This is a genomic window from Bacillus sp. BK450 (assembly GCF_004364885.1).
In the GTDB taxonomy this organism is placed as follows: domain Bacteria; phylum Bacillota; class Bacilli; order Bacillales; family Bacillaceae; genus Bacillus; species Bacillus safensis.
On sequence record NZ_SOBQ01000002.1, the window covers coordinates 379,340 to 400,343 of the forward strand.

At 42.7% G+C, this 21,004-nt stretch carries 27 protein-coding genes; 2 read left to right on the plus strand and 25 right to left on the minus strand.

The annotated features are described in order from the left end of the window. Positions 1-29: 29 nt before the first annotated feature. The 24 genes from ahrC to EV579_RS07195 form a co-directional block, all read right to left on the minus strand. On the minus strand, positions 30-479 hold the full coding sequence (gene ahrC / locus EV579_RS07080; RefSeq protein ID WP_024422938.1) for a transcriptional regulator AhrC/ArgR: 450 nt from the start codon (positions 477-479) through the stop codon (positions 30-32). Positions 480-642: 163 nt separating this feature from the next. Further along, on the minus strand, positions 643-1,497 hold the full coding sequence (locus EV579_RS07085) for a TlyA family RNA methyltransferase (RefSeq protein ID WP_073206245.1): 855 nt from the start codon (positions 1,495-1,497) through the stop codon (positions 643-645). Further along, positions 1,494-3,395: a 1-deoxy-D-xylulose-5-phosphate synthase gene (gene dxs, locus EV579_RS07090; protein ID WP_073206247.1), complete on the minus strand. Its 1,902-nt coding sequence runs from the start codon at positions 3,393-3,395 to the stop codon at positions 1,494-1,496. The genes EV579_RS07085 and dxs overlap by 4 nt, the downstream gene beginning before the upstream one ends. Before the next feature lie 150 nt (positions 3,396-3,545). Next, positions 3,546-4,442, minus strand: a complete 897-nt coding sequence (locus EV579_RS07095; RefSeq protein WP_198422863.1) for a polyprenyl synthetase family protein — start codon at positions 4,440-4,442, stop codon at positions 3,546-3,548. Continuing rightward, positions 4,426-4,686 carry an exodeoxyribonuclease VII small subunit gene (locus EV579_RS07100; RefSeq protein WP_003215880.1) on the minus strand — a complete coding sequence of 87 codons (261 nt, stop codon included), beginning with the start codon at positions 4,684-4,686 and terminating at the stop codon, positions 4,426-4,428. The genes EV579_RS07095 and EV579_RS07100 overlap by 17 nt, the downstream gene beginning before the upstream one ends. Beyond that, on the minus strand, positions 4,683-6,029 hold the full coding sequence (gene xseA / locus EV579_RS07105; protein ID WP_122631086.1) for an exodeoxyribonuclease VII large subunit: 1,347 nt from the start codon (positions 6,027-6,029) through the stop codon (positions 4,683-4,685). The genes EV579_RS07100 and xseA overlap by 4 nt, the downstream gene beginning before the upstream one ends. Before the next feature lie 70 nt (positions 6,030-6,099). Continuing rightward, complete coding sequence (gene folD, locus EV579_RS07110) at positions 6,100-6,951, minus strand: bifunctional methylenetetrahydrofolate dehydrogenase/methenyltetrahydrofolate cyclohydrolase FolD (protein WP_024422943.1); 852 nt, start codon at positions 6,949-6,951, stop codon at positions 6,100-6,102. An 11-nt stretch (positions 6,952-6,962) separates the two neighbouring features. After that, complete coding sequence (nusB, locus tag EV579_RS07115) at positions 6,963-7,358, minus strand: transcription antitermination factor NusB (RefSeq protein ID WP_012010530.1); 396 nt, start codon at positions 7,356-7,358, stop codon at positions 6,963-6,965. A gap of 210 nt (positions 7,359-7,568) precedes the next feature. After that, complete coding sequence (locus EV579_RS07120) at positions 7,569-7,976, minus strand: Asp23/Gls24 family envelope stress response protein (protein WP_024422944.1); 408 nt, start codon at positions 7,974-7,976, stop codon at positions 7,569-7,571. Between the two features lie 25 nt (positions 7,977-8,001). Beyond that, complete coding sequence (accC, locus tag EV579_RS07125; RefSeq protein WP_024422945.1) at positions 8,002-9,351, minus strand: acetyl-CoA carboxylase biotin carboxylase subunit; 1,350 nt, start codon at positions 9,349-9,351, stop codon at positions 8,002-8,004. A gap of 11 nt (positions 9,352-9,362) precedes the next feature. Further along, positions 9,363-9,845, minus strand: a complete 483-nt coding sequence (gene accB / locus EV579_RS07130) for an acetyl-CoA carboxylase biotin carboxyl carrier protein (RefSeq protein WP_061109343.1) — start codon at positions 9,843-9,845, stop codon at positions 9,363-9,365. 195 nt (positions 9,846-10,040) lie between these two features. Next, the gene (locus EV579_RS07135; RefSeq protein WP_024428006.1) at positions 10,041-10,673 is read right to left on the minus strand and encodes a SpoIIIAH-like family protein; all 633 of its coding nucleotides are present in this window, start codon (positions 10,671-10,673) and stop codon (positions 10,041-10,043) included. Further along, positions 10,673-11,344, minus strand: coding sequence for a stage III sporulation protein AG (gene spoIIIAG, locus EV579_RS07140; RefSeq protein ID WP_024422948.1), 672 nt, complete (start codon positions 11,342-11,344; stop codon positions 10,673-10,675). The genes EV579_RS07135 and spoIIIAG overlap by 1 nt, the downstream gene beginning before the upstream one ends. Further along, positions 11,337-11,969, minus strand: a complete 633-nt coding sequence (spoIIIAF, locus tag EV579_RS07145) for a stage III sporulation protein AF (RefSeq protein ID WP_024422949.1) — start codon at positions 11,967-11,969, stop codon at positions 11,337-11,339. The genes spoIIIAG and spoIIIAF overlap by 8 nt, the downstream gene beginning before the upstream one ends. Before the next feature lie 14 nt (positions 11,970-11,983). After that, positions 11,984-13,177 carry a stage III sporulation protein AE gene (gene spoIIIAE, locus EV579_RS07150; protein ID WP_024422950.1) on the minus strand — a complete coding sequence of 398 codons (1,194 nt, stop codon included), beginning with the start codon at positions 13,175-13,177 and terminating at the stop codon, positions 11,984-11,986. A gap of 19 nt (positions 13,178-13,196) precedes the next feature. Beyond that, positions 13,197-13,610, minus strand: coding sequence for a stage III sporulation protein AD (gene spoIIIAD, locus EV579_RS07155; protein WP_087978339.1), 414 nt, complete (start codon positions 13,608-13,610; stop codon positions 13,197-13,199). Beyond that, positions 13,607-13,813 carry a stage III sporulation protein AC gene (gene spoIIIAC / locus EV579_RS07160; RefSeq protein WP_003153142.1) on the minus strand — a complete coding sequence of 69 codons (207 nt, stop codon included), beginning with the start codon at positions 13,811-13,813 and terminating at the stop codon, positions 13,607-13,609. Before spoIIIAC ends, spoIIIAD begins: the two co-directional genes overlap by 4 nt. A 19-nt stretch (positions 13,814-13,832) precedes the next feature. Beyond that, on the minus strand, positions 13,833-14,348 hold the full coding sequence (spoIIIAB, locus tag EV579_RS07165; RefSeq protein WP_024428003.1) for a stage III sporulation protein SpoIIIAB: 516 nt from the start codon (positions 14,346-14,348) through the stop codon (positions 13,833-13,835). Continuing rightward, the gene (gene spoIIIAA / locus EV579_RS07170) at positions 14,342-15,265 is read right to left on the minus strand and encodes a stage III sporulation protein AA (RefSeq protein ID WP_025092985.1); all 924 of its coding nucleotides are present in this window, start codon (positions 15,263-15,265) and stop codon (positions 14,342-14,344) included. The genes spoIIIAB and spoIIIAA overlap by 7 nt, the downstream gene beginning before the upstream one ends. Before the next feature lie 66 nt (positions 15,266-15,331). Then, positions 15,332-15,613: a YqhV family protein gene (locus tag EV579_RS07175; RefSeq protein WP_024422953.1), complete on the minus strand. Its 282-nt coding sequence runs from the start codon at positions 15,611-15,613 to the stop codon at positions 15,332-15,334. A 170-nt stretch (positions 15,614-15,783) separates the two neighbouring features. Next, positions 15,784-16,341 carry an elongation factor P gene (gene efp, locus EV579_RS07180; protein WP_024422954.1) on the minus strand — a complete coding sequence of 186 codons (558 nt, stop codon included), beginning with the start codon at positions 16,339-16,341 and terminating at the stop codon, positions 15,784-15,786. Between the two features lie 25 nt (positions 16,342-16,366). Further along, positions 16,367-17,428 carry a M24 family metallopeptidase gene (locus EV579_RS07185; RefSeq protein WP_103131955.1) on the minus strand — a complete coding sequence of 354 codons (1,062 nt, stop codon included), beginning with the start codon at positions 17,426-17,428 and terminating at the stop codon, positions 16,367-16,369. Next, positions 17,425-17,868 (minus strand): type II 3-dehydroquinate dehydratase, encoded by a 444-nt coding sequence (aroQ, locus tag EV579_RS07190; protein WP_024422956.1) that lies wholly within the window; start codon positions 17,866-17,868, stop codon positions 17,425-17,427. Before aroQ ends, EV579_RS07185 begins: the two co-directional genes overlap by 4 nt. Positions 17,869-17,976: 108 nt before the next feature. Beyond that, the gene (locus EV579_RS07195) at positions 17,977-18,504 is read right to left on the minus strand and encodes a YqhR family membrane protein (RefSeq protein WP_073206260.1); all 528 of its coding nucleotides are present in this window, start codon (positions 18,502-18,504) and stop codon (positions 17,977-17,979) included. A 222-nt stretch (positions 18,505-18,726) separates the two neighbouring features. Here EV579_RS07195 and EV579_RS07200 point away from each other — a divergent pair, with 222 nt between their 5' ends. Both EV579_RS07200 and EV579_RS07205 read left to right on the plus strand, forming a co-directional pair. After that, a complete protein-coding gene (locus EV579_RS07200) occupies positions 18,727-19,683 on the plus strand; it encodes a DUF1385 domain-containing protein (RefSeq protein ID WP_024422958.1) in 957 nt (318 codons plus the stop codon). A gap of 38 nt (positions 19,684-19,721) precedes the next feature. Further along, the gene (locus EV579_RS07205) at positions 19,722-20,117 is read left to right on the plus strand and encodes an SA1362 family protein (RefSeq protein WP_024422959.1); all 396 of its coding nucleotides are present in this window, start codon (positions 19,722-19,724) and stop codon (positions 20,115-20,117) included. Here the strand turns inward: EV579_RS07205 and EV579_RS07210 are convergent. Further along, the gene (locus EV579_RS07210; RefSeq protein WP_133744189.1) at positions 20,114-20,989 is read right to left on the minus strand and encodes a patatin-like phospholipase family protein; all 876 of its coding nucleotides are present in this window, start codon (positions 20,987-20,989) and stop codon (positions 20,114-20,116) included. The genes EV579_RS07205 and EV579_RS07210 overlap by 4 nt on opposite strands. Between the last annotated feature and the right edge of the window lie 15 nt (positions 20,990-21,004).

Consider the following 21,004-nt stretch of genomic DNA (forward strand, 5'->3'; position numbering starts at 1 on the left):
TTGACACCTCTTTTAGTAAACCTGATTCTTTATAGAAGCTCTAAAATTTTGCTCGAAACTGTCTCTGTATCATCTGGGGTGCGGCAAATGATTAAAATCGTATCATCCCCGCAAATCGTTCCCATAATTTCTTCCCAATCTAAATTATCCATTAAAGCACCAATCGCCTGAGCATTACCCGGCATTGTTTTAAGAACAATTAAATGACTGGCAGCATCCATTTTAATAAATGCATCCATTAGAGACCGCTTCAGCTTTGAAAGCGGATTAAACCGCTGATCTGCAGGAAGACTGTATTTATATGTTCCATTGTTCGTCGGAACTTTCACTAAATGTAATTCTTTAATATCCCTAGAAACGGTCGCTTGTGTGATGTTATATCCATCGGCTTTCAAAATATCGACCAATTCATCTTGTGTTTCAATTTCTTGGCTTGCAATGATTTCTCTTATTTTAATATGCCTTTGACCTTTATTCATATTTGACCCCCCTAGGCGTTTCATTCTCAGTTTGTCTTTACGTTCTATGTTATATGATGCACATCTCAAAAAACAAGCATTACGTGAGATACGATCAATTCTTGTCTTTTGACCATGTAAAAAGGAATAATAGCGAGCTATTATTCCTTTTGTATCAATCATCTCATGTGTCAGCCGGCTCAGGGCTGTTTTTCTTTTCTTTCAATACGGAATGGGCTTCCTTCACGACCTTCTCAAGTTCTGAAGCAGGAAGTGCCGCATTTTCTTGTTGATCAGGATGAAGCACTAAATGAAGCAGAAATTCAATATTTCCATCTCCACCAGTGATAGGCGAAAATGATACATCCTTTACATCATAGCCTTCTTTTGCAGCAAATTGATTCATCTCTTCTAGTACACCAAGGTGGACAGACGGCTCACGCACGATGCCTTTTTTCCCAACAAGCTCTCTGCCTGCTTCAAATTGAGGCTTGACGAGTGCAATACAGTCACCACCCGGAACAAGAATATGCTTTAAAGCCGGCAGAATGAGTTTGAGTGAGATAAAAGATACATCAATCGATGCCACTTCTGGTAATCCTTCAGTAAAATCAGCTGGAACGGAATGGCGGAAATTGGTGCGCTCCATAACGATGACCCTGTCATCCTGCCTTAATTTCCACGCAAGCTGATTGTAGCCAACGTCTACAGCATATGATTTGACTGCTCCATTTTGAAGAGCACAATCTGTAAATCCGCCTGTTGATGAGCCAATATCAATCAGCAATTTCCCTTCAACTGTCAGATCAAATTCTTTAAGCGCTTTTTCAAGCTTTAACCCGCCGCGGCTTACGTATTTGAGAGGGTTCCCCTTCACTGTAAGCGGCGTATCACGAGCAATTTTCTCGCCTGGTTTATCCAAACGGGTTTCATTTGAGTAAACGATCCCTGCCATGATGGCACGCTTTGCTTTCTCTCTTGTTTCCATTAGTCCTTGTTCGACTAATAAAACGTCAAGTCTTTCTTTCTTTGATGTCATGATCCAATTCCTTTTCTTGGTGCTGCTGGAAGCAGGTCACGTAAAGTCTCAGCAACCTGTGCTTTCGTCAGTCCAATTTCTTCAAGCAGGGCATCAACACTTCCATGCTCAATAAATTGATCTGGGATACCCATACGTTCTACTTTGATATGTGATGCTTTCTTGTCGTGTAGATATTCTAATACGCTGCTGCCAAACCCGCCTTGAAGCACAGCTTCTTCAATCGTTAAAATCGGAATCCCTTCAGAAAGAATATCATGTAGCATCGCTTCATCAAGCGGCTTAATAAACCGAGCGTTGACGACACGAATTGATTTCCCTTCTTTTTGAAGCTCCTCAGCTGCTTGCAGCGCCATTTTAATCGTCGTACCGAATGTTAAGATGACGGCATCCTTCCCTGGACGAAGAACCTCCCAGGACCCAATCGGAATTGTTTTCAGCTGTTCATCCATTTTCACGCCAAGACCATTTCCGCGCGGGAAACGCATGGCAATAGGACCGTCATCATACTGAATGGCTGTATTGACCATGTGCTGGCCTTCATTTTCATCCTTCGGCATCATGAGCACCATATTCGGCATATGACGCATGAAGGCAATATCAAACACACCTTGATGCGTTTCTCCATCTGCACCGACAAGACCCGCACGGTCAATTCCGATAAATACATTGAGGTTCTGGCGGCAAATATCATGCAGCACTTGATCATAAGCTCTTTGCAGGAATGTTGAATAGATCGCTAAAAATGGCTTCATTTCCTGCGTCGCAAGCCCAGCTGCCATTGTGGCTGCATGCTGCTCAGCAATTCCTACATCAAACATTCGCTCTGGAAATTCCTTTGCAAAGCCTTCAAGTTTTGAGCCAACAGGCATCGCAGGCGTGATGGCCACAATTCGCTCATCTTTCCGCGCAAGCTTTCTGACTGTTTCACTGACAAGACCACTCCATGACGGTGCAGCAGCTGCTGGTTTTACAAAATCACCTGTATCAATTTTGTATGGACCTGTGCCGTGCCAAGTCCCGATTTTATCGGATTCTGCCGGCTGATAGCCTTTTCCTTTTTTCGTGATGACATGCAGCAGGACAGGACCTTTTGTTTTCTTTGCATATTCAAGGTTTTCAAAAAGATCTTCATAAGAATGTCCATCAACAGGACCTAAGTAAGTGAATCCCATTTCCTCAAAGAACATGCCAGACACTAGTAAATACTTGAGGCTGTCTTTAATACGCTCTGCTGTGGCAGCAAGCTTTCCGCCTACAGCTGGGATCCGCTTGAATAAATATTCGAGCTCGTCCTTTACCCATTGGTACTTGCCTGCTGTGCGCAGTCTGCCAAGCATGGTGTGAATTGCACCGACGTTTGGTGCAATACTCATTTCATTATCGTTTAAGATAACGATCATGTCTTTCTTTTCATCACCGATATGATTCAGAGCTTCAAGCGCCATACCTCCGGTTAATGCACCATCTCCGATAATCGGCAGGATATATTCATCTGTCCCTTTAATATCCCGCGCGGCCGCCATACCCATCGCGCCAGATAATGACGTTGAGCTGTGGCCTGTTTCCCAAACATCATGCTCACTTTCATTTCGTTTAGGAAAACCGCAAAGTCCTTTATATTGACGAAGTGTATCAAACTCCGCCCCTCTTCCAGTTAACAGCTTGTGAACGTAAGACTGATGTCCAACATCCCACAGGAATTTGTCTTTCGGGCTGTCAAATACTTTATGAAGGGCAACCGTGAGTTCAACGACACCCAGGTTCGGACCGATATGCCCGCCAGAGTTAGCCAAGGACTCAATTAAAAACATGCGAATGTCAGCACTAAGCTCCTCTAATTCTGCATTTGACATTCCTTTTAGAAACGTTGGATTTTTTATTGATAAAAGATCCAATCAGGATCAACTCGCTTTCAACAAAATTTCTATCTACATATATAATGCCTTATTCCTATGAAAACCAAGCGGGAATAAGAGTTGTCTCATCATGATAAACTGTTTACAGTTTACCACAATTGCTCGAAGACCCTCAAATCTAGGCTGTTTTTAATGATCTCTTGAGGCGATCAGATCACATAACTCATGCAGCAATTGCTGCTCTAATTCAAGATTTGAGACAATTTCTTTTGCACGTGTGATGTGCTCGTGCAGCTTTTCTTTTGCTCCTGAAAGCGTTAATAAAGAAGGATATGTCGACTTTTCATTCGCTGTATCAGAGCCGACCCGTTTTCCTATTTTTTCTTCGCTTCCTTCGAGGTCTAAAATGTCATCACGAATTTGAAAAGCAATGCCAATATGATAGCTGAATTCTCTTAGTTTTTCGATATCGTCATCTGATGCTCCTGCCAGCATTGCACCTGCTGTGACGCTGAATGTGAGAAGCTTTCCTGTTTTCCGGGCATGAATGGATTCTAGTTCAGCAAGCGGGACTTGTTTTTGCTCTGCTTCCATGTCATCAAATTGACCGCCAACCATTCCTAGTGCACCTGCTGACCGCACAAGCTCATCTACGATTCTAAGCTTTTGGTCAGGAGAGACGCTGCTAGATAGCTGCGATGTAATCAGGCGAAAGCTTTCCGTTAAAAGTGCATCACCAGCGAGAACCGCTGTTGCTTCCCCGTATACTTTATGGTTGGTCGGCTTTCCTCTGCGAAGGTCATCATCGTCCATACAAGGAAGGTCGTCATGTATCAATGAATACGTATGAATCATTTCTACAGCACAGCCAACCGGTATGCCATCTTCTTCGTTTTTTCCGTAAGCATGTAATAAAGCAAGAACGAGAACAGGGCGAAGTCTTTTCCCTCCAGCTTCAAGAGAGTAAAGCATCGAAGATTTTAGTTCTTCTGGAATCTTCAATTCCTGAACATATGTAAATAAATACTCTTCAATGGCCTGTTTTCGTGTTGTTAAAAAATCCTGCAAATTACTTGTCACCAGCATCTGCCTCCTTCACTGAGAAAGGAGCCAGCTCACCGTCCTCTTTTAAAATGAAATCCATCTGCTTTTCAACGTGCTGTAATTTTTCATGGCAAAGCTTTGAAAGTGTCATGCCTTCTTGGAAATAATGAATGGCTTGCTCAAGTGGTACATCTCCTTCTTCGAGCTTCCCAACGATCTCCTCAAGACCTTTCATCGCTTCTTCAAATGTCATTTGTTCTTCTTTTTGTTTATTTGATTCTGTCATGATGATTGCCCCTCCTTCTCAATAACCTCACAAATCAGACGTCCATCCTTCATGGTGATAGCCAATTGATCCTTCGTATCGACTTGGTTCACACTTTTAATCAGTTCATCGTCTTTATAGGCTAAACTGTAGCCTCTTTCCATCACTTGAAGTGGATTTAATGCATTTAGTTTACCAAGAACAGATTGGAACTGCGAATGAATTGTTTTCATTTGCACATTCATGCTGCGGATGAGCTGTTCTGTTTCATTGGCATGGCGTTTTTTCGCCTGAAGCAGCTGCTCTTTGGGATGAAGCGGCTTCAGCCTGTATGTCTGGCGGTCTAGTTGACTGCGTTTTTGTTCTATTTGTCTCGTCAGCTGTTTTTGAAAACGGTCAAATACCAAATCGAATTGCTGCTCTTTTTGCTCCTGCAATCGTTTTGGAAAACGGAAGGCATAAGAGGATTGCAGCGCCACAAGACGGTCTTTCGCTTGTGATGTTCGATTCTTCACGGCCCTTGTAAGCCGAATGTCGATGGATTTGATTCGTTCTATTAAATCGGCTGTGCTTGGAACAGCGAGCTCGGCTGCTCCTGTTGGTGTGGGTGCTCTCATGTCTGCAGTGAAATCACTGATCGTAAAGTCCGTTTCGTGCCCCACTGCAGAAATGATTGGAATGTCTGATGCGAAGATCGCTCTTGCGACAGCTTCTTCATTAAAGGCCCAAAGTTCTTCGATCGAACCGCCTCCTCTTCCGACAATCAAGACATCACAGAGCTGTTTTTCATTTGCTTCTTTGATCCGCTCTACGATTGAACGGATGGCATTTTCACCTTGGACAAGCGCCGGAAGCACAATGATTTTCGCCTGCTGATAACGCCGGTTAATCGTTGTGATGACATCTCGAACAGCCGCTCCTGTTGGAGATGTAATGACACCAACAACCTCTGGGTATTCAGGAATTGTTTTTTTATAGCGCGCATCAAATAAGCCTTCACTTGCCAGCTTTTTCTTCAGCTCTTCATAAGCGAGATGAAGAGCACCAACACCATCAGGCTGCATTTCTTTTGCATATAATTGATAGTTGCCGCTTGGTTCATATACTTGAATCCCGCCGCGTACAAACACTTTCATTCCGCTCTTTGGTGAAAAAGGCAGCTTTGATGCGGAACGCTGGAACATGACAGCTTGCATGCGTGCGTTTTCGTCTTTTAAGGTGAAGTACACATGACCTCTTGAATGAATCTTCACATTGGATAACTCACCTTTGATCCAAATATCTTCTAAATGCGGATCAACATCAAATTTTCTTTTTATGTATTTTGTAAGGGCTGTGACCGTCACAAAGGCTTTTTCACTCATGACGTATTCCTCCTCTTCAAAAACGCACATTCATCCACCGGCAGCATGCAGGTGGATGAATGGATAAAGCTTATGCTAATGTACGTTTTGCTGATTTAACCGTATTGTGTGCAAGCATCGTAATCGTCATTGGACCGACTCCGCCAGGGACTGGTGTGATGTAAGAAGCTTTTTCTTTCGCTTCTTCAAAATCAACATCCCCAACAAGCTTCCCAGTATCCAAACGATTGACTCCTACATCGATGACAATTGCGCCTTCTTTGATTTGGTCAGCTTTTATAAAGTTTGCTCGACCGACGGCAACAACTAAAATGTCCGCTTTTAACGTATGTTCTGAAATATTCGCCGTTCTTGAATGGCAGTAAGTAACCGTTGCGTTTTCGTTTAACAGCAATTGTCCCACTGGTTTGCCGACAATATTGCTGCGCCCTACAACAACCACTTCTTTTCCAGAAAGACTGACACCCGTTTTATTCAGTAATTCAACAATGCCTGCTGGTGTACAAGGTAGGAATGTATCCTCTCCAAGCAGCATTTTCCCGATATTTAATGGATGGAAACCATCTACATCTTTCTCAGGTGAAATACGTTCAATGACGGCTTTTTCAGAAATATGTTTTGGCAGTGGAAGTTGAACAAGAATCCCGTGGAATTGATCGTTCGCATTGTACTGATCAATCAGCTGAAGCAATTCTTCTTCTGTTAAAGAAGCATCTAAATGATCAAGCTGAAAGTGCATGCCCATTGCTTCTGCTGCTTTTTTCTTCCCGCGTACGTAAGAAAGTGAAGCCGGATCATCACCGATTAGAATAACGGCAAGACCAGGTGTGACTCCTTTTTGTTTGAGCTCTTCTACTTCTTTTGCTAATTGTTCACGTTTTTCTTTTGCTGTTTCTTTCCCATCGATGATTGTTGCTGTCATGTCGAATCCTCCTATTGCTGCTTTAGGTCGTTTTTAATGTTCGAAAGTACACCATTTACAAATTTCGGTGCTTTATCATCGCCGAATAATTTGGCGAGTTCAATCGCTTCATTCATTGAGACACTAACTGGGATGTCTTCTTGATACACCATCTCGTACACAGACAGCCTTAAAATGGCTCTGTCTACGTTTGCAATACGATCGAGTTTCCAATTCACTAGATGCTGTGAGATCATGTCATCAAGCTTGTCCTTTTGTTCAAGCACACCGAAAACCAGTTCCTCGAAAAAAGGATCTGATTCTTGTTCATCCAGCGCATGTGTAATGGCCTCTTTCGGATCAATATTGCTCACATCAATTTGAAATAATGTTTGTAGCGCCTTTTCTCTTGCAGTTCTTCTTTTCATTATTTACTCCTTTAACCACTTTATCCGCTTGTCGTTAAGCCATACAGAGATCATAACATATTTTGACCGTGGTCGCACCAAGATCCATGCGAGCTGTGACGAAAAACGAATCAATCCACGCGTCAAGTTATCAATATTCGGAAATTACTCAAAAATGGGCTTTAAAAAACCAAAGAGGCAATGCCTCCTTGGTTTCACTTGAACCCTTTTTTACATTTCTTGATCTACTTCAGCCTCAGGTGCTTTTGTTTCAAATTGAATGCCAACGACATGAATGTTAATTTCATTAATCGTTAAGGCAGTCATGTTCAGAAGGGTTTGACGGATATTTTCTTGTACAGCAGTGGATACCTTTGGAATGGATAGGCCAAATTCAACCACACAATACACATCGATTGTGATGCCTTCATCAGAGACATCTACTTTTACACCTTTACGGTGATTTTTCTTACCAAAGCGTTCTGCTACATCAGCAGCGAAATTGCCGCGCATTTCGGCAATGCCTTCGACTTCTGAAGCGGCGATCCCAGCAATGACTTCAATCACTTCTGGTGCAATTTGCACTTTTCCCAATTGATCCTCATCAAGGTTCATTTCAAGCAAATTGTTTTCTGACACGATCATTCACCTCCGAAAGCTGTGATTATTTCATGATTTGGTATGTTTCTAAAAACTTCGTATTAAAGTTACCACTCACAAATGTTTCATGCTCGAGCAATCTAAGGTGGAATGGAATCGTTGTGTAGACTCCTTCAATGACGAATTCTTGAAGCGCACGTTTCATTTTCGCAATCGCTTCTTCTCTCGTCTTACCATATGTGATCACTTTTGCAATCATGCTGTCATAATATGGCGGAATCACATAGCCCGGATAAGCGGCAGAATCAACACGTACACCTAAACCGCCTGGCGGAAGATACATTTTAATTTCACCAGCTGAAGGCATGAAGTTTTTCTCTGGGTTCTCTGCATTGATGCGGCATTCGATCGCCCAGCCTTCATATACGACATCCTCTTGTGTAAGAGAAAGCTTCTCACCTGATGCAACCTTGATCTGTTCTTTGATCAGGTCTACACCTGTGACCATTTCTGTCACAGGATGCTCTACTTGAATACGAGTATTCATTTCCATGAAGTAGAACTTCTCTTCATTATAATCATAAATGAATTCGACTGTTCCAGCACCTGTGTATTCAACAGCTTCTGCTGCTTTTACAGCTGCTTCACCCATTTGCTCACGAATGTCTGCATTCAGTGCTGGTGATGGCGTTTCTTCAAGAAGCTTTTGCATTCTTCTTTGGATCGAGCAATCACGCTCTCCTAAATGAATCGTATTGCCATGCTGATCTGCAAGCACTTGAATTTCCACATGTCTAAAGTCTTCAATGAACTTTTCTAAATAGACACCAGGGTTCCCAAAGTTTTGCGCTGCTTCCTGCTGCGTGATGGTGACTCCGTTAATAAGCTCTTCTTCTGTACGAGCCACACGGATCCCTTTACCGCCTCCGCCTGCAGTTGCTTTAATAATCACAGGATACCCAATACTAGCTGCTGTTGAAACAGCATCATCAAGATCTTTTACAATTCCTTGAGAACCAGGAACGATCGGGACGCCTGCATTCTTCATAGTTTCTCGCGCGACATCTTTCGTTCCCATTTTGGAAATCGCTGACGCAGTTGGTCCAACAAAGATCACATTACATTCCTCGCAAAGCTCTGCAAAGTCTGCATTTTCTGCTAAAAAGCCGTATCCTGGATGGATGGCATCTGTCCCTGTTAATTTTGCTACGCTGACAATATTCGTGACATTTAAATAACTATCTTTAGAAGCAGTCGGTCCGATGCAATATGCTTCATCAGCCATTTGTACATGCAGCGCATCGCGATCCGCTTCAGAAAATACCGCAACAGTTTCAATTCCAAGCTCTTTACAAGCGCGAATAATTCTAACTGCGATTTCTCCTCTGTTTGCAATTAATAGCTTTTTAATCATGATCGTACTCCTTACTCTGCTTTCACTAGAAAGAGGGGTTGTCCGAATTCTACAAGCTGACCGTTTTCAGCTAATACTTCGACGATTTCACCTTTTACTTCTGCTTCGATTTCATTAAACAGTTTCATCGCTTCCACGATACATACAACTGAATTTTCCTTCACCTTAGAGCCTGTTGTCACGTATGGATCTGCTTCTGGTGAAGATGAAGCATAAAATGTGCCAACCATTGGGGATGTGATTTTATGCAGATTTTCAGACGCAGCTGCCTCTTGTGCAGGGGCTTCGGTCTGAGCTGGAGCTTGTGCTGTAGGAGCTTGTTGAGCTGGAGCTGCTTGGACTGGAGCCACTGGTGCTTGTGCCGCAACTTGCTGAACGACTTCTTTATTTTTCTTCAGTTTGATTTTTGCACCTTCGTTTTCGTACGTAAACTCATCGATAGTAGAGTCGTCAATTAATTTAATCAGTTCATGAATTTCTTCGATTTTTAACATGGATTTGCACCCCTATGTATGGATTTATCTTTTTATTATAGGCTAGTACTAAAAGTACATACTATAACCATCTTACAGGAGGATTTCGATGAATTCAACTACTATTGTGGTGAAGCGCCTCGCGTAAGCACCTTGGAGAGGGCGTCAAGCCGCATCAAAAAACGCCCTTTTCCGCAAAGGGCGCCAGTTCATTTTTTATTGATTAGTGGGCTCAAAAGTGACAGCTACGTTATCAAGACCTCTCATTTCTTTTGTGACCATATCAATAATATCGGCCGCTTGAGATTTTGATTTTTTATCAGAACGAACCGTAATGCTCACTTTATCCCCTTCAGCACTTACGAGCGCATCTTTATAGCCTTTTGTTTTGATCAAGGTCTCAAGCTGACGCTCAGTTCCTTCTGCTTCACTGAGCGCTGTCATTTGATCGTATGCTTCACTTTTTTCTTGTGCTGTTGCATCGTCACTGGAGACAATTTCGTTGTATTCTTCGCGCTGCTTGCTTCGTTTATCTTCAAGCTCTAGTCTGTATGTTGTAAAAAGCTCATCGTCTGTTTGCTCTGACACAGCCTTTCCTTCTTCACCGCTTGTTTCGATATCCTCTTGTTTGCCGTTTGTTTCTTTGTCAGTGGATTTCTTATCAGCGCCTTTTTCCATGCCTTTGTCCGTCCCTTTTTCTGTTTCAACCTTTTTCTCTTCAGTGCCTTTTGATTTCGTATCTTCTACTGTCACTGCATTTTCACCCTGTGGAGACATGATATAGTACACACTTAATACGACAACTAAACTTAGCATCGTTAATAGCCAAACCGTTTGTTTTTTTAACATCATTCCGAATCCTCCTTGATTTTTTTAGGGGCAACAGCCACTCTATGGCTCGGTACATCAAGCACTCGTGTAACCGCTTCAATGATGGTTTTCTTTATTTGAACGTTGTCTACTCCTTGAGCAACAACGAGGACACCTCGGATTTCTGGTTTTTTCGTTTGAACAACGACTGGTGTTTCTTCATTGCCATTTTTGATGATGACGATTTCTTCTTCTTTTGTTTGATCGGTGACACTTCGTACGCCGCCTTCTTTATCTGTTTCCTCGGTCGTTGTACTTTTATTGGATTTGTTTTTTTCAAACACTTTTAAAGACGTTGCATCTACATTGACCACAATTGATACATCCTCAACGCCGATGATGGTCTCTAAAATTTCTTTCAGCTGATTTTCGTATTCTTGCTCCACGTCCTCAATTGAATTTTTTGGTTTACCTGAGGATGCCGGTTTGAATACCTCCTGCTCTTCTGAGGATGTTTTTTTAGAAGCAGGAACCGCAGCTTGTTGTTTGCTTGATGGCGGTGACAAGATCTGACTGACTAACATGAAAGATACGCCGATAATGAATACAAGCAGCAAGTAATGGTGCTTCGTTAATTTGGGTTTCCCTTCACCTTTTTCAGGCGGCTGGAAGAATGATTTCAGCTTTTGTTTCCAGTCCTTGTTATTCATGATCTGCTGCGTCACCTCCCTCAATGTTCAGCGCGATGTGCTCAGGACTCGTATTCCAAACATCAGCAAGTGTCTCTTTTACCCTCGTGATCTCTTTGCTAGAAGATCCAGCGCTTTCCTCCTTTTGCTTGGAGAGATCAATGTCCACCTTCGCCACCGTTTCTACAGCATCACCTGTGAGCGGGGAAAGAACTGCTTTGATGCGAAATTGATCCGCCTCCATATTCTGATCCAGATGCTCCTCATCAGCCAGCACTTCTACGTGTTTCATTACATAGCTCTCCTTCTCCAGTGGCTCCTTTGCGCTTTTTTCTAGTTGGACAGCCATTTGCTTTAAAATATATGCACGCTGAGAAGCTTGTATTTCTTTTTTTTCTAAATTCATCTGATTTTTTATTTCTTCTGACTGCGCTTCTTCCTTCCCTTTCATCAATTCTGAAAAAATTTGATCAGGATCTGCTCGAAATAAAGCAAAAATCGGATTGAGCATGACCACGATGAGCAGCAGGCTGACGACCATTTTTGCATACTTTTGCATGCTCGAATTGGGAAGCAGAAGATCAATAACAATCGCAAATAAGATAAAAAGAATAATACTTGTGATCCATTCCGTGAGAAAACTCAAAAGGTGTCCCCTCCTTACTTCATCATCATGGTCAGGTTACCCGCAGTGATGATGACGGTAATGCTTAAAAAGAACATGAGCGACACAACAGCAAGTGCGGCAAATATATACAGCACACTTTTTGAAATGACATCAAGACAGCTGATGATGGGTCCGCCCCCTAACGGCTGAAGGATGGCAGCAGCAAGCTTATAGATAAGCGCTAACGAAAGCACTTTAATCGCCGGGAAAGCGGCAATTGAAATCAAAATGGCGACCCCAACTAGTCCGACTGTATTTTTGAGTAAAACAGAGGCGCTGATCACGGTATCGGTCGCATCTGTAAACATTCTGCCTAGGACAGGGATGAAGTTTCCGGTAATGAATTTGGCTGTACGAAGGGCAATTCCATCAGTAACCGCCGCAGATGCACCCTGAACGGAAATGACGCCGAGAAAAACGGTTAAAAAAACGGCAAGCCCGCCAATTGCCACATTTCTTAACAGCTGGGCTAGCTGGGTGACCTTGTATTGTTCGGTCAGCGTACTGATAATGCTCAATATTGCAGATAAAAAGATGAGCGGGAGAACGACATACTGAATGAAAACACCGCTCGTGTTCATTAAAAATATAATAACGGGATGAAAGAATCCGGCTGAGACAAGCCCGCCTGATGAAGCAATAAGCGCTAGTAAAAGAGGAATAAGAGCAAGAATAAAACTGGTCATCGTTTGAATGGCTTCTGTAGCATAGGAAATCGCCACATGAAAGCTGTTAAGTGCAATAATAATCAGCACCATATAAACAAGAGCATATGCGACTTTGCTGACGGTGCTTTGTTCAAAGGCATTTTGTAAAAGCTGCAAAAGCGAACAAAAGATGGTGAGTAAAATCAGAGTACCTAGAAGCTTTCCGTTTGCAATGACCTCGTGAAACAGATAATGTACAAAGGCTTTCAGCCATGTTTGGGGAGACAGCTCTTTATCGCCGTCAATCATTTCCTTCACTGTGCCCTTTTGGCTTTCTGGCAAAAAGCCGCCATACTCGTCCAAAATGGTTTCCCAAAAGTCACTGATGGAATGAAGCTCAAGTGCATCAGCCTGTCCATTCGCCACTTCCTGTGCTGCTGGCTGTTCATTAGATAAAGGTTCTTTTTCTTCTGCCCCTGCATGCGGAGCAATCAGCCAAAAGAAAAGCATCAATCCCATTACAGCGGTCACCCGTTTCATTGTCATCACCTCTTTTCATTTACGTCATGGACGGGATCATTCCTAAGATCGTCTCAATGATGACTGTTAAAATCGGGACTGCCATCACCAAGATGAGAATCTTGCCGCCTAGCTCTATTTTGGATGCAATGGCGCCTTGTCCAGCATCCTTCGTCAGCTGAGCGCCAAATTCCGCAATATAGGCAATGCCAATAATCTTCAATATGGTTTCAACATACTTCATATTGACGCCGGCACTTGCTGCAATTTTTTCAATCATCGAGATAATGGCATAGATTTGATCAATTAAATAAAGAAAAATGACACATCCGGTAAAAACAACAAGCATAAAGGCGAAGGTTGGCTTTTGTTCTTTGACAATTAATGCTAAAAAAGTAGCGATTAAACCAAGTCCAACAATTTGTATGATTTCGATTTGTAAGCCCTCCCCTATCCTTGAAATAGAAATACGGCTTTAATCTTTTTAAACAAATCGTCTACAATGGTTGCCACCATAAACAAAATGTAGATAAACCCAAGCAGCGTCACCCACTGAGCGTACTCTTTCTTCCCCATTTGGTCTAAAATCGTATGGAGAAAGGCCACGACGATGCCTACTCCGGCAATTTGAAAAATGACGTTTACATCAACGCCCATGCTCTCGACTCCCTTCCTCTCACATCAATAAAAGAATCAGTAGTAATCCGCTTAAAAATCCGAGGCTTCTGACCATTTTTTCATTTTTCGCTTGGGCGATTTCAGCTTCTTTCTCCTCTGATTCCAAATGGCCTAAAGCAAGCTTGATATACTTTTGCTGAGAAGTGACATCATGCTGGCCAAGTGTTTCTCCAAAGTGCTTCAACGCCTCATATTCGCCTTTTTTCAATACGGTTTTTTTCCAAACATCTTCAAGACTTTCGTTCCATGCATGGCGTGCAGAAAAGGTCCCCACTTTCAGCTTTTCTGCAAATTGTTCAAACAGCTGATTCACAGGTGGACCTACCTGCGCTGCAATTTGCTCTGCCGCCCGTGCTAAAGGGGTTTGACCATACATAATTTCAGCTTCAAGAGACTGGAGAGCAAACCGCAGCTGCCGAATTTGTTTAGGTCTGTCGCTATATCGTTTGGCAAACTCGAAGCCTCCCCAAGTCGTGGCCGCGACAATGAAAATAGCGCCAATGAGCTTTAACATACGTCCACTCCCCGCCTCCATTTCATCTCTTGGCCGTCCCCGCCGTACATTCGCCCGATCGTGCCAGGCCCATTGTTTCGATTTAATTCAACATATCGTTCAAACACACGAAGCTCCCATAACGGTTTAAAAGAAGGTCGTTTATATACATCTTCAAGTGAATAGCCATGAGCTGAGACGATGATGTTGACTCCGGCATGAATCGCTTCTAAAAGTGCCTCGACATCCTCACTTTTTCCGATTTCATCGACAATCATGACTTCTGGGCTCATAGACCGAATCATCATCATCAATCCTTCAGCCTTTGGACACGCATCGAGTACATCAATCCGGTGGCCAAAATGATGCTGCGGCACCCCTCTGATACATCCGGCGATTTCAGAACGCTCATCAATAATGCCTGTTTTTCTAGGAGGAATGGTTTTTGTGCCTGTACTAGCAAGACGTGCTATATCCCGGAGCAATGTGGTTTTCCCCGTTTGCGGGGGGCCGATGATGAGTGTATTGTGCCAGTGCTCTTCATATAAATAAGGAAGAAAAGGAAGCGCAATCCCGATTTTTTCTTTGGCAATGCGGATATTAAATGAAGAGATATCTCTTAACCCTTTGACAAATCCGTTTTCAACGATCACCTTTCCAGCAAGTCCTACCCGGTGTCCGCCAGATATCGTGATATAGCCCTGTTTTAGCTCTTCCTCAAGTGTGTACATGCTGTAATTGCTCAGTCTGCCTAATAGCTGAGACGCATCTTCCCAGGTGGTGCGATAAGAAAGGAAACGTGGTTTTCCTCCCTGCATTAATTCAATAGGACGATCCGTGCGAATGCGGATTTCTTCTATTTGCGCCCATTCTGCCTCTTTTAGCAGCCTGAGTTCTTGTCCAATCGAGTGCGGGAGAATATCCAGCAAACTCCGCAACGAATTCCCCTCCTTTTTTTCTTCTCTAAAATGTATGATGTGAGCCGTTAATTATGCCAAGCCGTTTCACTTATAGATCCCAACAAGAATAAACACGACACCAATGAAAATGAACACGAGCTTTGCATAGGATAGCTGCCCGGCAATTTGATAGATTCCAATCGTCATCGTGATAATAAAAATGAGCGGCCCGATGATTGCCAATATACTATTGATGACTACCGCTTTCCGTACATCATTGGTGATTAAAATAAGGATGGCTGCCGTCAGTTCAATGGCGGCAGATAAGAACCTCATGCCTGCCATTGCAGCGACTGACGGGTGTAGACCTGGGAGAAATTGTTTCATATAGAACCTCCAGCTTTTTTTACACTATATGCTTGACCAGCTGGAAGTAGTCTTGTTTTTCAAGAAGAAAGAGAGATGAATGAGAGAATTGAGAGAAGGCCTGCCTTGAGGAGTCATTTTTCCAATAAAAAAAGACTGTAAACACGAGGTTTACAGTCTTTTTTCGTTCATTACGCTCTTGAAACGTATGAGCCGTCAGATGTATTAATCACTAGTTTATCTCCTTGGTTCACAAAGAAAGGAACGTTGACGATTAAACCAGTTTCAGTTTTTGCAGGTTTTGAGCCGCCTGATGTTGTGTCACCTTTAATACCAGGCTCTGTTTCTACTACTTCTAGTTCTACTGTGTTTGGAAGTTCTACTCCAAGAGTTTCAGCACCGTACATCACGATTTGAACAGACATATTTTCAAGCAAATATTTCAGCTCATCTTTAATTTGTGCTTCACTTAGTTCAAGCTGCTCATAAGAACTTGTATCCATGAAGACATGCTGATCGCCATTTGCATACAAGTATTGCATTGTTTTTGTTTCGATTTGTGCTTTCGCTACTTTTTCGCCTGCGCGGAATGTTTTTTCTTGAATGGCACCTGTACGCAGGTTACGCAGTTTCGAACGAACAAACGCTGCGCCTTTCCCTGGTTTTACGTGCTGGAAATCTACTACTCGCCAAATACCGCCGTCCACTTCAATTGTCAGGCCAGTACGAAAATCGTTTACTGAAATCATTTTGTCATCCTCCTACATTTCACCATCATAATATGATAAGTTCTTTCGGTGAGTGGGTCAATCGTTTATTGCCGTCAGCTGTCAGGACAAGATCATCCTCAATTCTCACGCCGCCGACATCTGGCAAGTAAATCCCCGGCTCAACTGTGACGACCATTCCCTCTTCTAAAACGACCTCTGATCGTAAGGAAAGGCCTGGCGCTTCATGTACTTCCATACCTAGCCCGTGCCCGGTTGAATGCCCAAAGTATTGACCATAGCCATACTTTTCAATGATGTCTCGTGTGATGCGATCAGCTTCTTTTCCTGTTAAGCCTGGCTTGATTCTATCCACACCAGCGTTCTCTGCTTCTAATACGATATGATAAATTTCCTTTAGCTTGTCGCTTGGTGTTCCGACAGCAATCGTTCTTGTCATATCAGAACAATAGCCTTTATAGTAAGCACCGAAATCGAGTGTCACTAAATCTCCAGATTCGATCACCTTTTCACTCGCTCTTCCGTGCGGCAGGCTTGAACGAACACCTGAGGCAATAATCGTATCGAATGAAGATCCTTCAGCCCCTTCTTTTCTCATGAAAAATTCAAGCTCGTTCATGACAGCAATTTCCGTCAGGCCCGGCTTGATGTAAGTGAGAATATGATCAAAGGCGTGATCTGCAATCTTCGCAGCTTCCTCTAATATCTTAATCTCTTCACTAGACTTAATCAAGCGCAACTTTTCAACTGATTCAGAGACTGGAACAAGCTCTATACCGTCTGCTTTGGCTGCGTATTGCTGATACGTGGCAAATGTCATATGGTTTTGTTCGAACCCAAGGCGTTTCACTCCAAATTCCTTTGCCGTTTGAGCAGCCGTTTCCACAATGTTTCCTTTATGTTCAATGATGTCATAGCCTTTGACTTGATCCTTCGCTTGCTCTGTATAGCGGAAGTCCGTGATAAAAGCTGCCCGGTCCTTTGAAACGACAGCAAGACCGGCTGATCCGGTAAAGCTGGTCATATACTGTAAATTAAAACTGCTCGTAATGACAAGACCATCGATCTCTAATTCACTTAAAAGTGCTCTTAGTTTTTCAAGTTTCATGATACTGCTCCCCCTTCACTGACTAAATAACGAATCGCCAATTTATACCCTTCTAAGCCAAGCCCAACGATTTGTCCTTGGCATACTGGCGCAAGTACAGAATGATGGCGGAATTCCTCTCTCTTATGAACATTTGTGATATGTACTTCAATGACTGATAAAGAAATACTTGCAATGGCATCTCTCAGCGCATAGCTGTAGTGGGTAAATGCACCCGGGTTAAACACGACACCATCGTATTGATCTTCTGCTTCATGGAGCGCATCAATCAAATCCCCTTCGTGATTTGATTGAAAGAACGTTAGTTGGATGTTTGCTCGTTCTGCGAACTGGAACAAATCCGTCTCTAAATCTGTCAGCGTCTTACTTCCATAAACAGCAGGCTCTCTTTTGCCAAGCCTATTTAAATTGGGTCCATTCAGTACAAGAAAATGAGGCATATGACCACTCCTTCACCCTAATTCAATCTATATCGAGATCTGTTTCTTTTTCCTTAGAAACCTTTCGTTTCCAAAAATATTTTATCATATGAATAGGTGATTTACACTTTATTCTGGCTTTTTCCCGAGTGCCCTCGCAAGCTTCTGACTCGTCAATTCATTATATTCAAACGAAATGCTGTACCCGACAAACATGCCATATAAAATATATAGGCAAAATGTCGTAACAATGGTGCTTTGCTGCAACTCTTGTACTTGCTTTACATCTGGGAAAATGGGATTAAATACGTAAAAAACGAGCAGCCATAAAAGCCCGCCATATACTAAACCCATCCAAAAGCCTTTAATCCTTTTTAAAAGCCCAAAATAAATAAAGGCGGCTCCAATCGATAAAACTCCTAACAGCACAATACTGATAAAAGTACCAAGTCCTCCCTTTTTCCATTCTCCAAGCACAAATGGCTGAAGCAGCATATTGGGACTCACCTCTGAAAAATGAAACACATAGGCCAGAAACCCGATAAAGCCCCAAAAAACACCGCCGACAAAACCTGTAGCAGCTGCTCTTGCCACAAGTGATGTCGTTTGCACGGACTGATTTTTTTCTTCTTGGTTTTTCTTTTCATCACGTTTCATTTGTGAACACCTCCAGCAAGTAGTATGTCCAAAATGTCATAAAAAAAAGGATTTCCATGCATGAGTGTAAAATTTTTAAAACAGGGTATACTGGCTAAAAAGAGGTAGATAGAATTCTAGTAGATAATCGACCTGTGAGCTAGTGATTTCCCCTCATTTCCTGTACAATAAAGGTATAAGGAAATGCATGTAAATTACAGGAAACAGGCAGGTTGATGAAATATGTCCAATCAAACAAAACCTCCAGCTTATGGAGGACAGGCAGTTGTCGAAGGTGTCATGTTCGGAGGTAAGAAGAACTATGTGACAGCGATTCGGCGAAAGGACCAGTCCATTGAGTTTTTGAAGCTTCCCCGGACCTCCAATAAACGAACCGCCTTTCTCAAGAAAATCCCCTTTGTCAGGGGTGTTGCTGCACTTGTTGAAGCAAGCGCAAACGGCAGTAAGCACTTAAACTTCTCCAGTGAGCGATATGACTTAGATCCTTCTGAAGATCATACTCTTGAAAAGGAACAAAAAGGCTCGAAATTATCCATGATCTTCGGCATTGCTGTGATCGGAGTTCTCTCTCTACTCTTTAGTAAATTTGTCTTTACCTTGGTACCTGTCTTTTTAGCAGAGCTTGTGCGTCCCATCTTTTCAGGGAATTTTGCACAAATCGCAGTGGAAACATTCTTCAAATTGGTCCTTTTATTAGGCTATATTTACTTTATTTCCATGACCCCTTTAATTAAAAGAGTATTTCAATATCATGGGGCAGAACATAAAGTCATAAACTGCTATGAACAGAACCTTGACATCACAGTGGAAAATGTCCAAAAGCAATCCCGTCTGCATTATCGATGCGGCAGCAGCTTTATTTTATTCACTGTCATTGTCGGGATGTTCGTCTATTTACTCGTACCGACAGATCCTTTATGGGTGAGAGTTCTGAACCGCTTGGCACTTATTCCGGTTGTTCTGGGCATTTCATTTGAAGTGCTTCAATTCACGAACAAACTCCGAGAAGTGCCTGTGCTTAAAGCGCTTGGCTATCCTGGCCTTTGGCTGCAATTGCTCACAACAAAAGAACCTTCTGACGATCAAGTCGAGGTAGCCATTGCAAGTTTTAATGAACTTCTTCGTTTAGAGGAAGTATCTCTGAAACAAGCGTCAGATTCTGCTCATCAAGTGATCTAACTTATAAATCCGGTAAATTCCTTCGGAGGTGGACAGTTATGAATCGCCGAGTACATCCTGCTTTTACCATTATTTTCGCTTTAGGTGTTTTGGGATTTGTGTACTTACTCACAACGAACCCAGGCAGACTTTTTACCATGCTGCTGTCTGTTGTGATCATTGGAGCGGTTTTGTTTTTCCTATTTAGATGGCTGATGAATCGAAGAACTGGAACAGAGGGCAATCTTTATCGTAAAGCAGTCAAACAATCAAAACGTCGCTACCAGCAGCCTAAACCAAAAACGAAAAGCCAGATGAAAAATCGGGTCACTCATTTGCGAAGCGTGCCGACTGACCACAAGTCTAAGCCCGTCCTTCTCAAAAAGAAAAGCCAAACACATTTGACTGTGATTGAAGGCAAGAAAAACAAAAAGAAGAATCGCGCCTTATTTTAAAATGTCCAGCTTTTTAAAAATTGCTCGGCCTTCTGTCTGCCTAGATCGACGAGCGCCTTTTTCTTTTCTGTCATGAGTTGAAAATCAGTGGCAATGACGTGTTCTACAGGAATAAAAATAATATGATGTTCGTGTTTTGTGGCGATATGTCTTTCGTCATGAGCACCACGCATCGTTTCAAAAAGAGCGCCAAACAGTTCAAACGCATTGCGGATGGAGTGTTGAGGGCGTTCTTTTTCGTTTGGCGTTAATGTAACACCGACGAACGGTCTTTTTTTCTCTTCAGCAAACAGCCAAATTGGAAAATTGCTCAGCACTCCTCCATCTACAATGGTACAAATGCCTTTTGATGACTTCAGTTTGACAGGTTCGAAAAAATACGGCAGGCTGCAGCTCATTCGAATAGCCCTCGCCACGGAAAACCGCTCTGGATTTAAGCCATATGAAGGAAGGTCGTCTGGCAGAACAAGGATTTTTCCATTCGTTAAATCGGACGCAACGATTTTCAGTGAATCTTTTTTGAGGTCTCCAAACACGGTGACCCCTTTTCGTTTTAACACATCGGTCAGCCATTTTTCCAGCCGGTCTCCTTTATAAAGACCGAGACGCCAGTAAATGGATACCCACCTGAGCATTTTAAACGGGATGAATTGACATCTCCTATCAAGCAATTGATGCTCATCCATTTCATCTAAAAGCGTTCGAATTTCCTGGCTTGTAAAACCTGCTGCGATGAGTGAAGCAATGATTGCTCCAGCACTTGTACCAGCAAGACGGACAAATTGAAATCCTCTCGCTTCAAGCGCTTCATAGGCACCTGCAAGCGCTGCCCCCTTAATGCCTCCACCTGAGAACACACCATCTATCTTCATCAAGGAGCCCCCTTT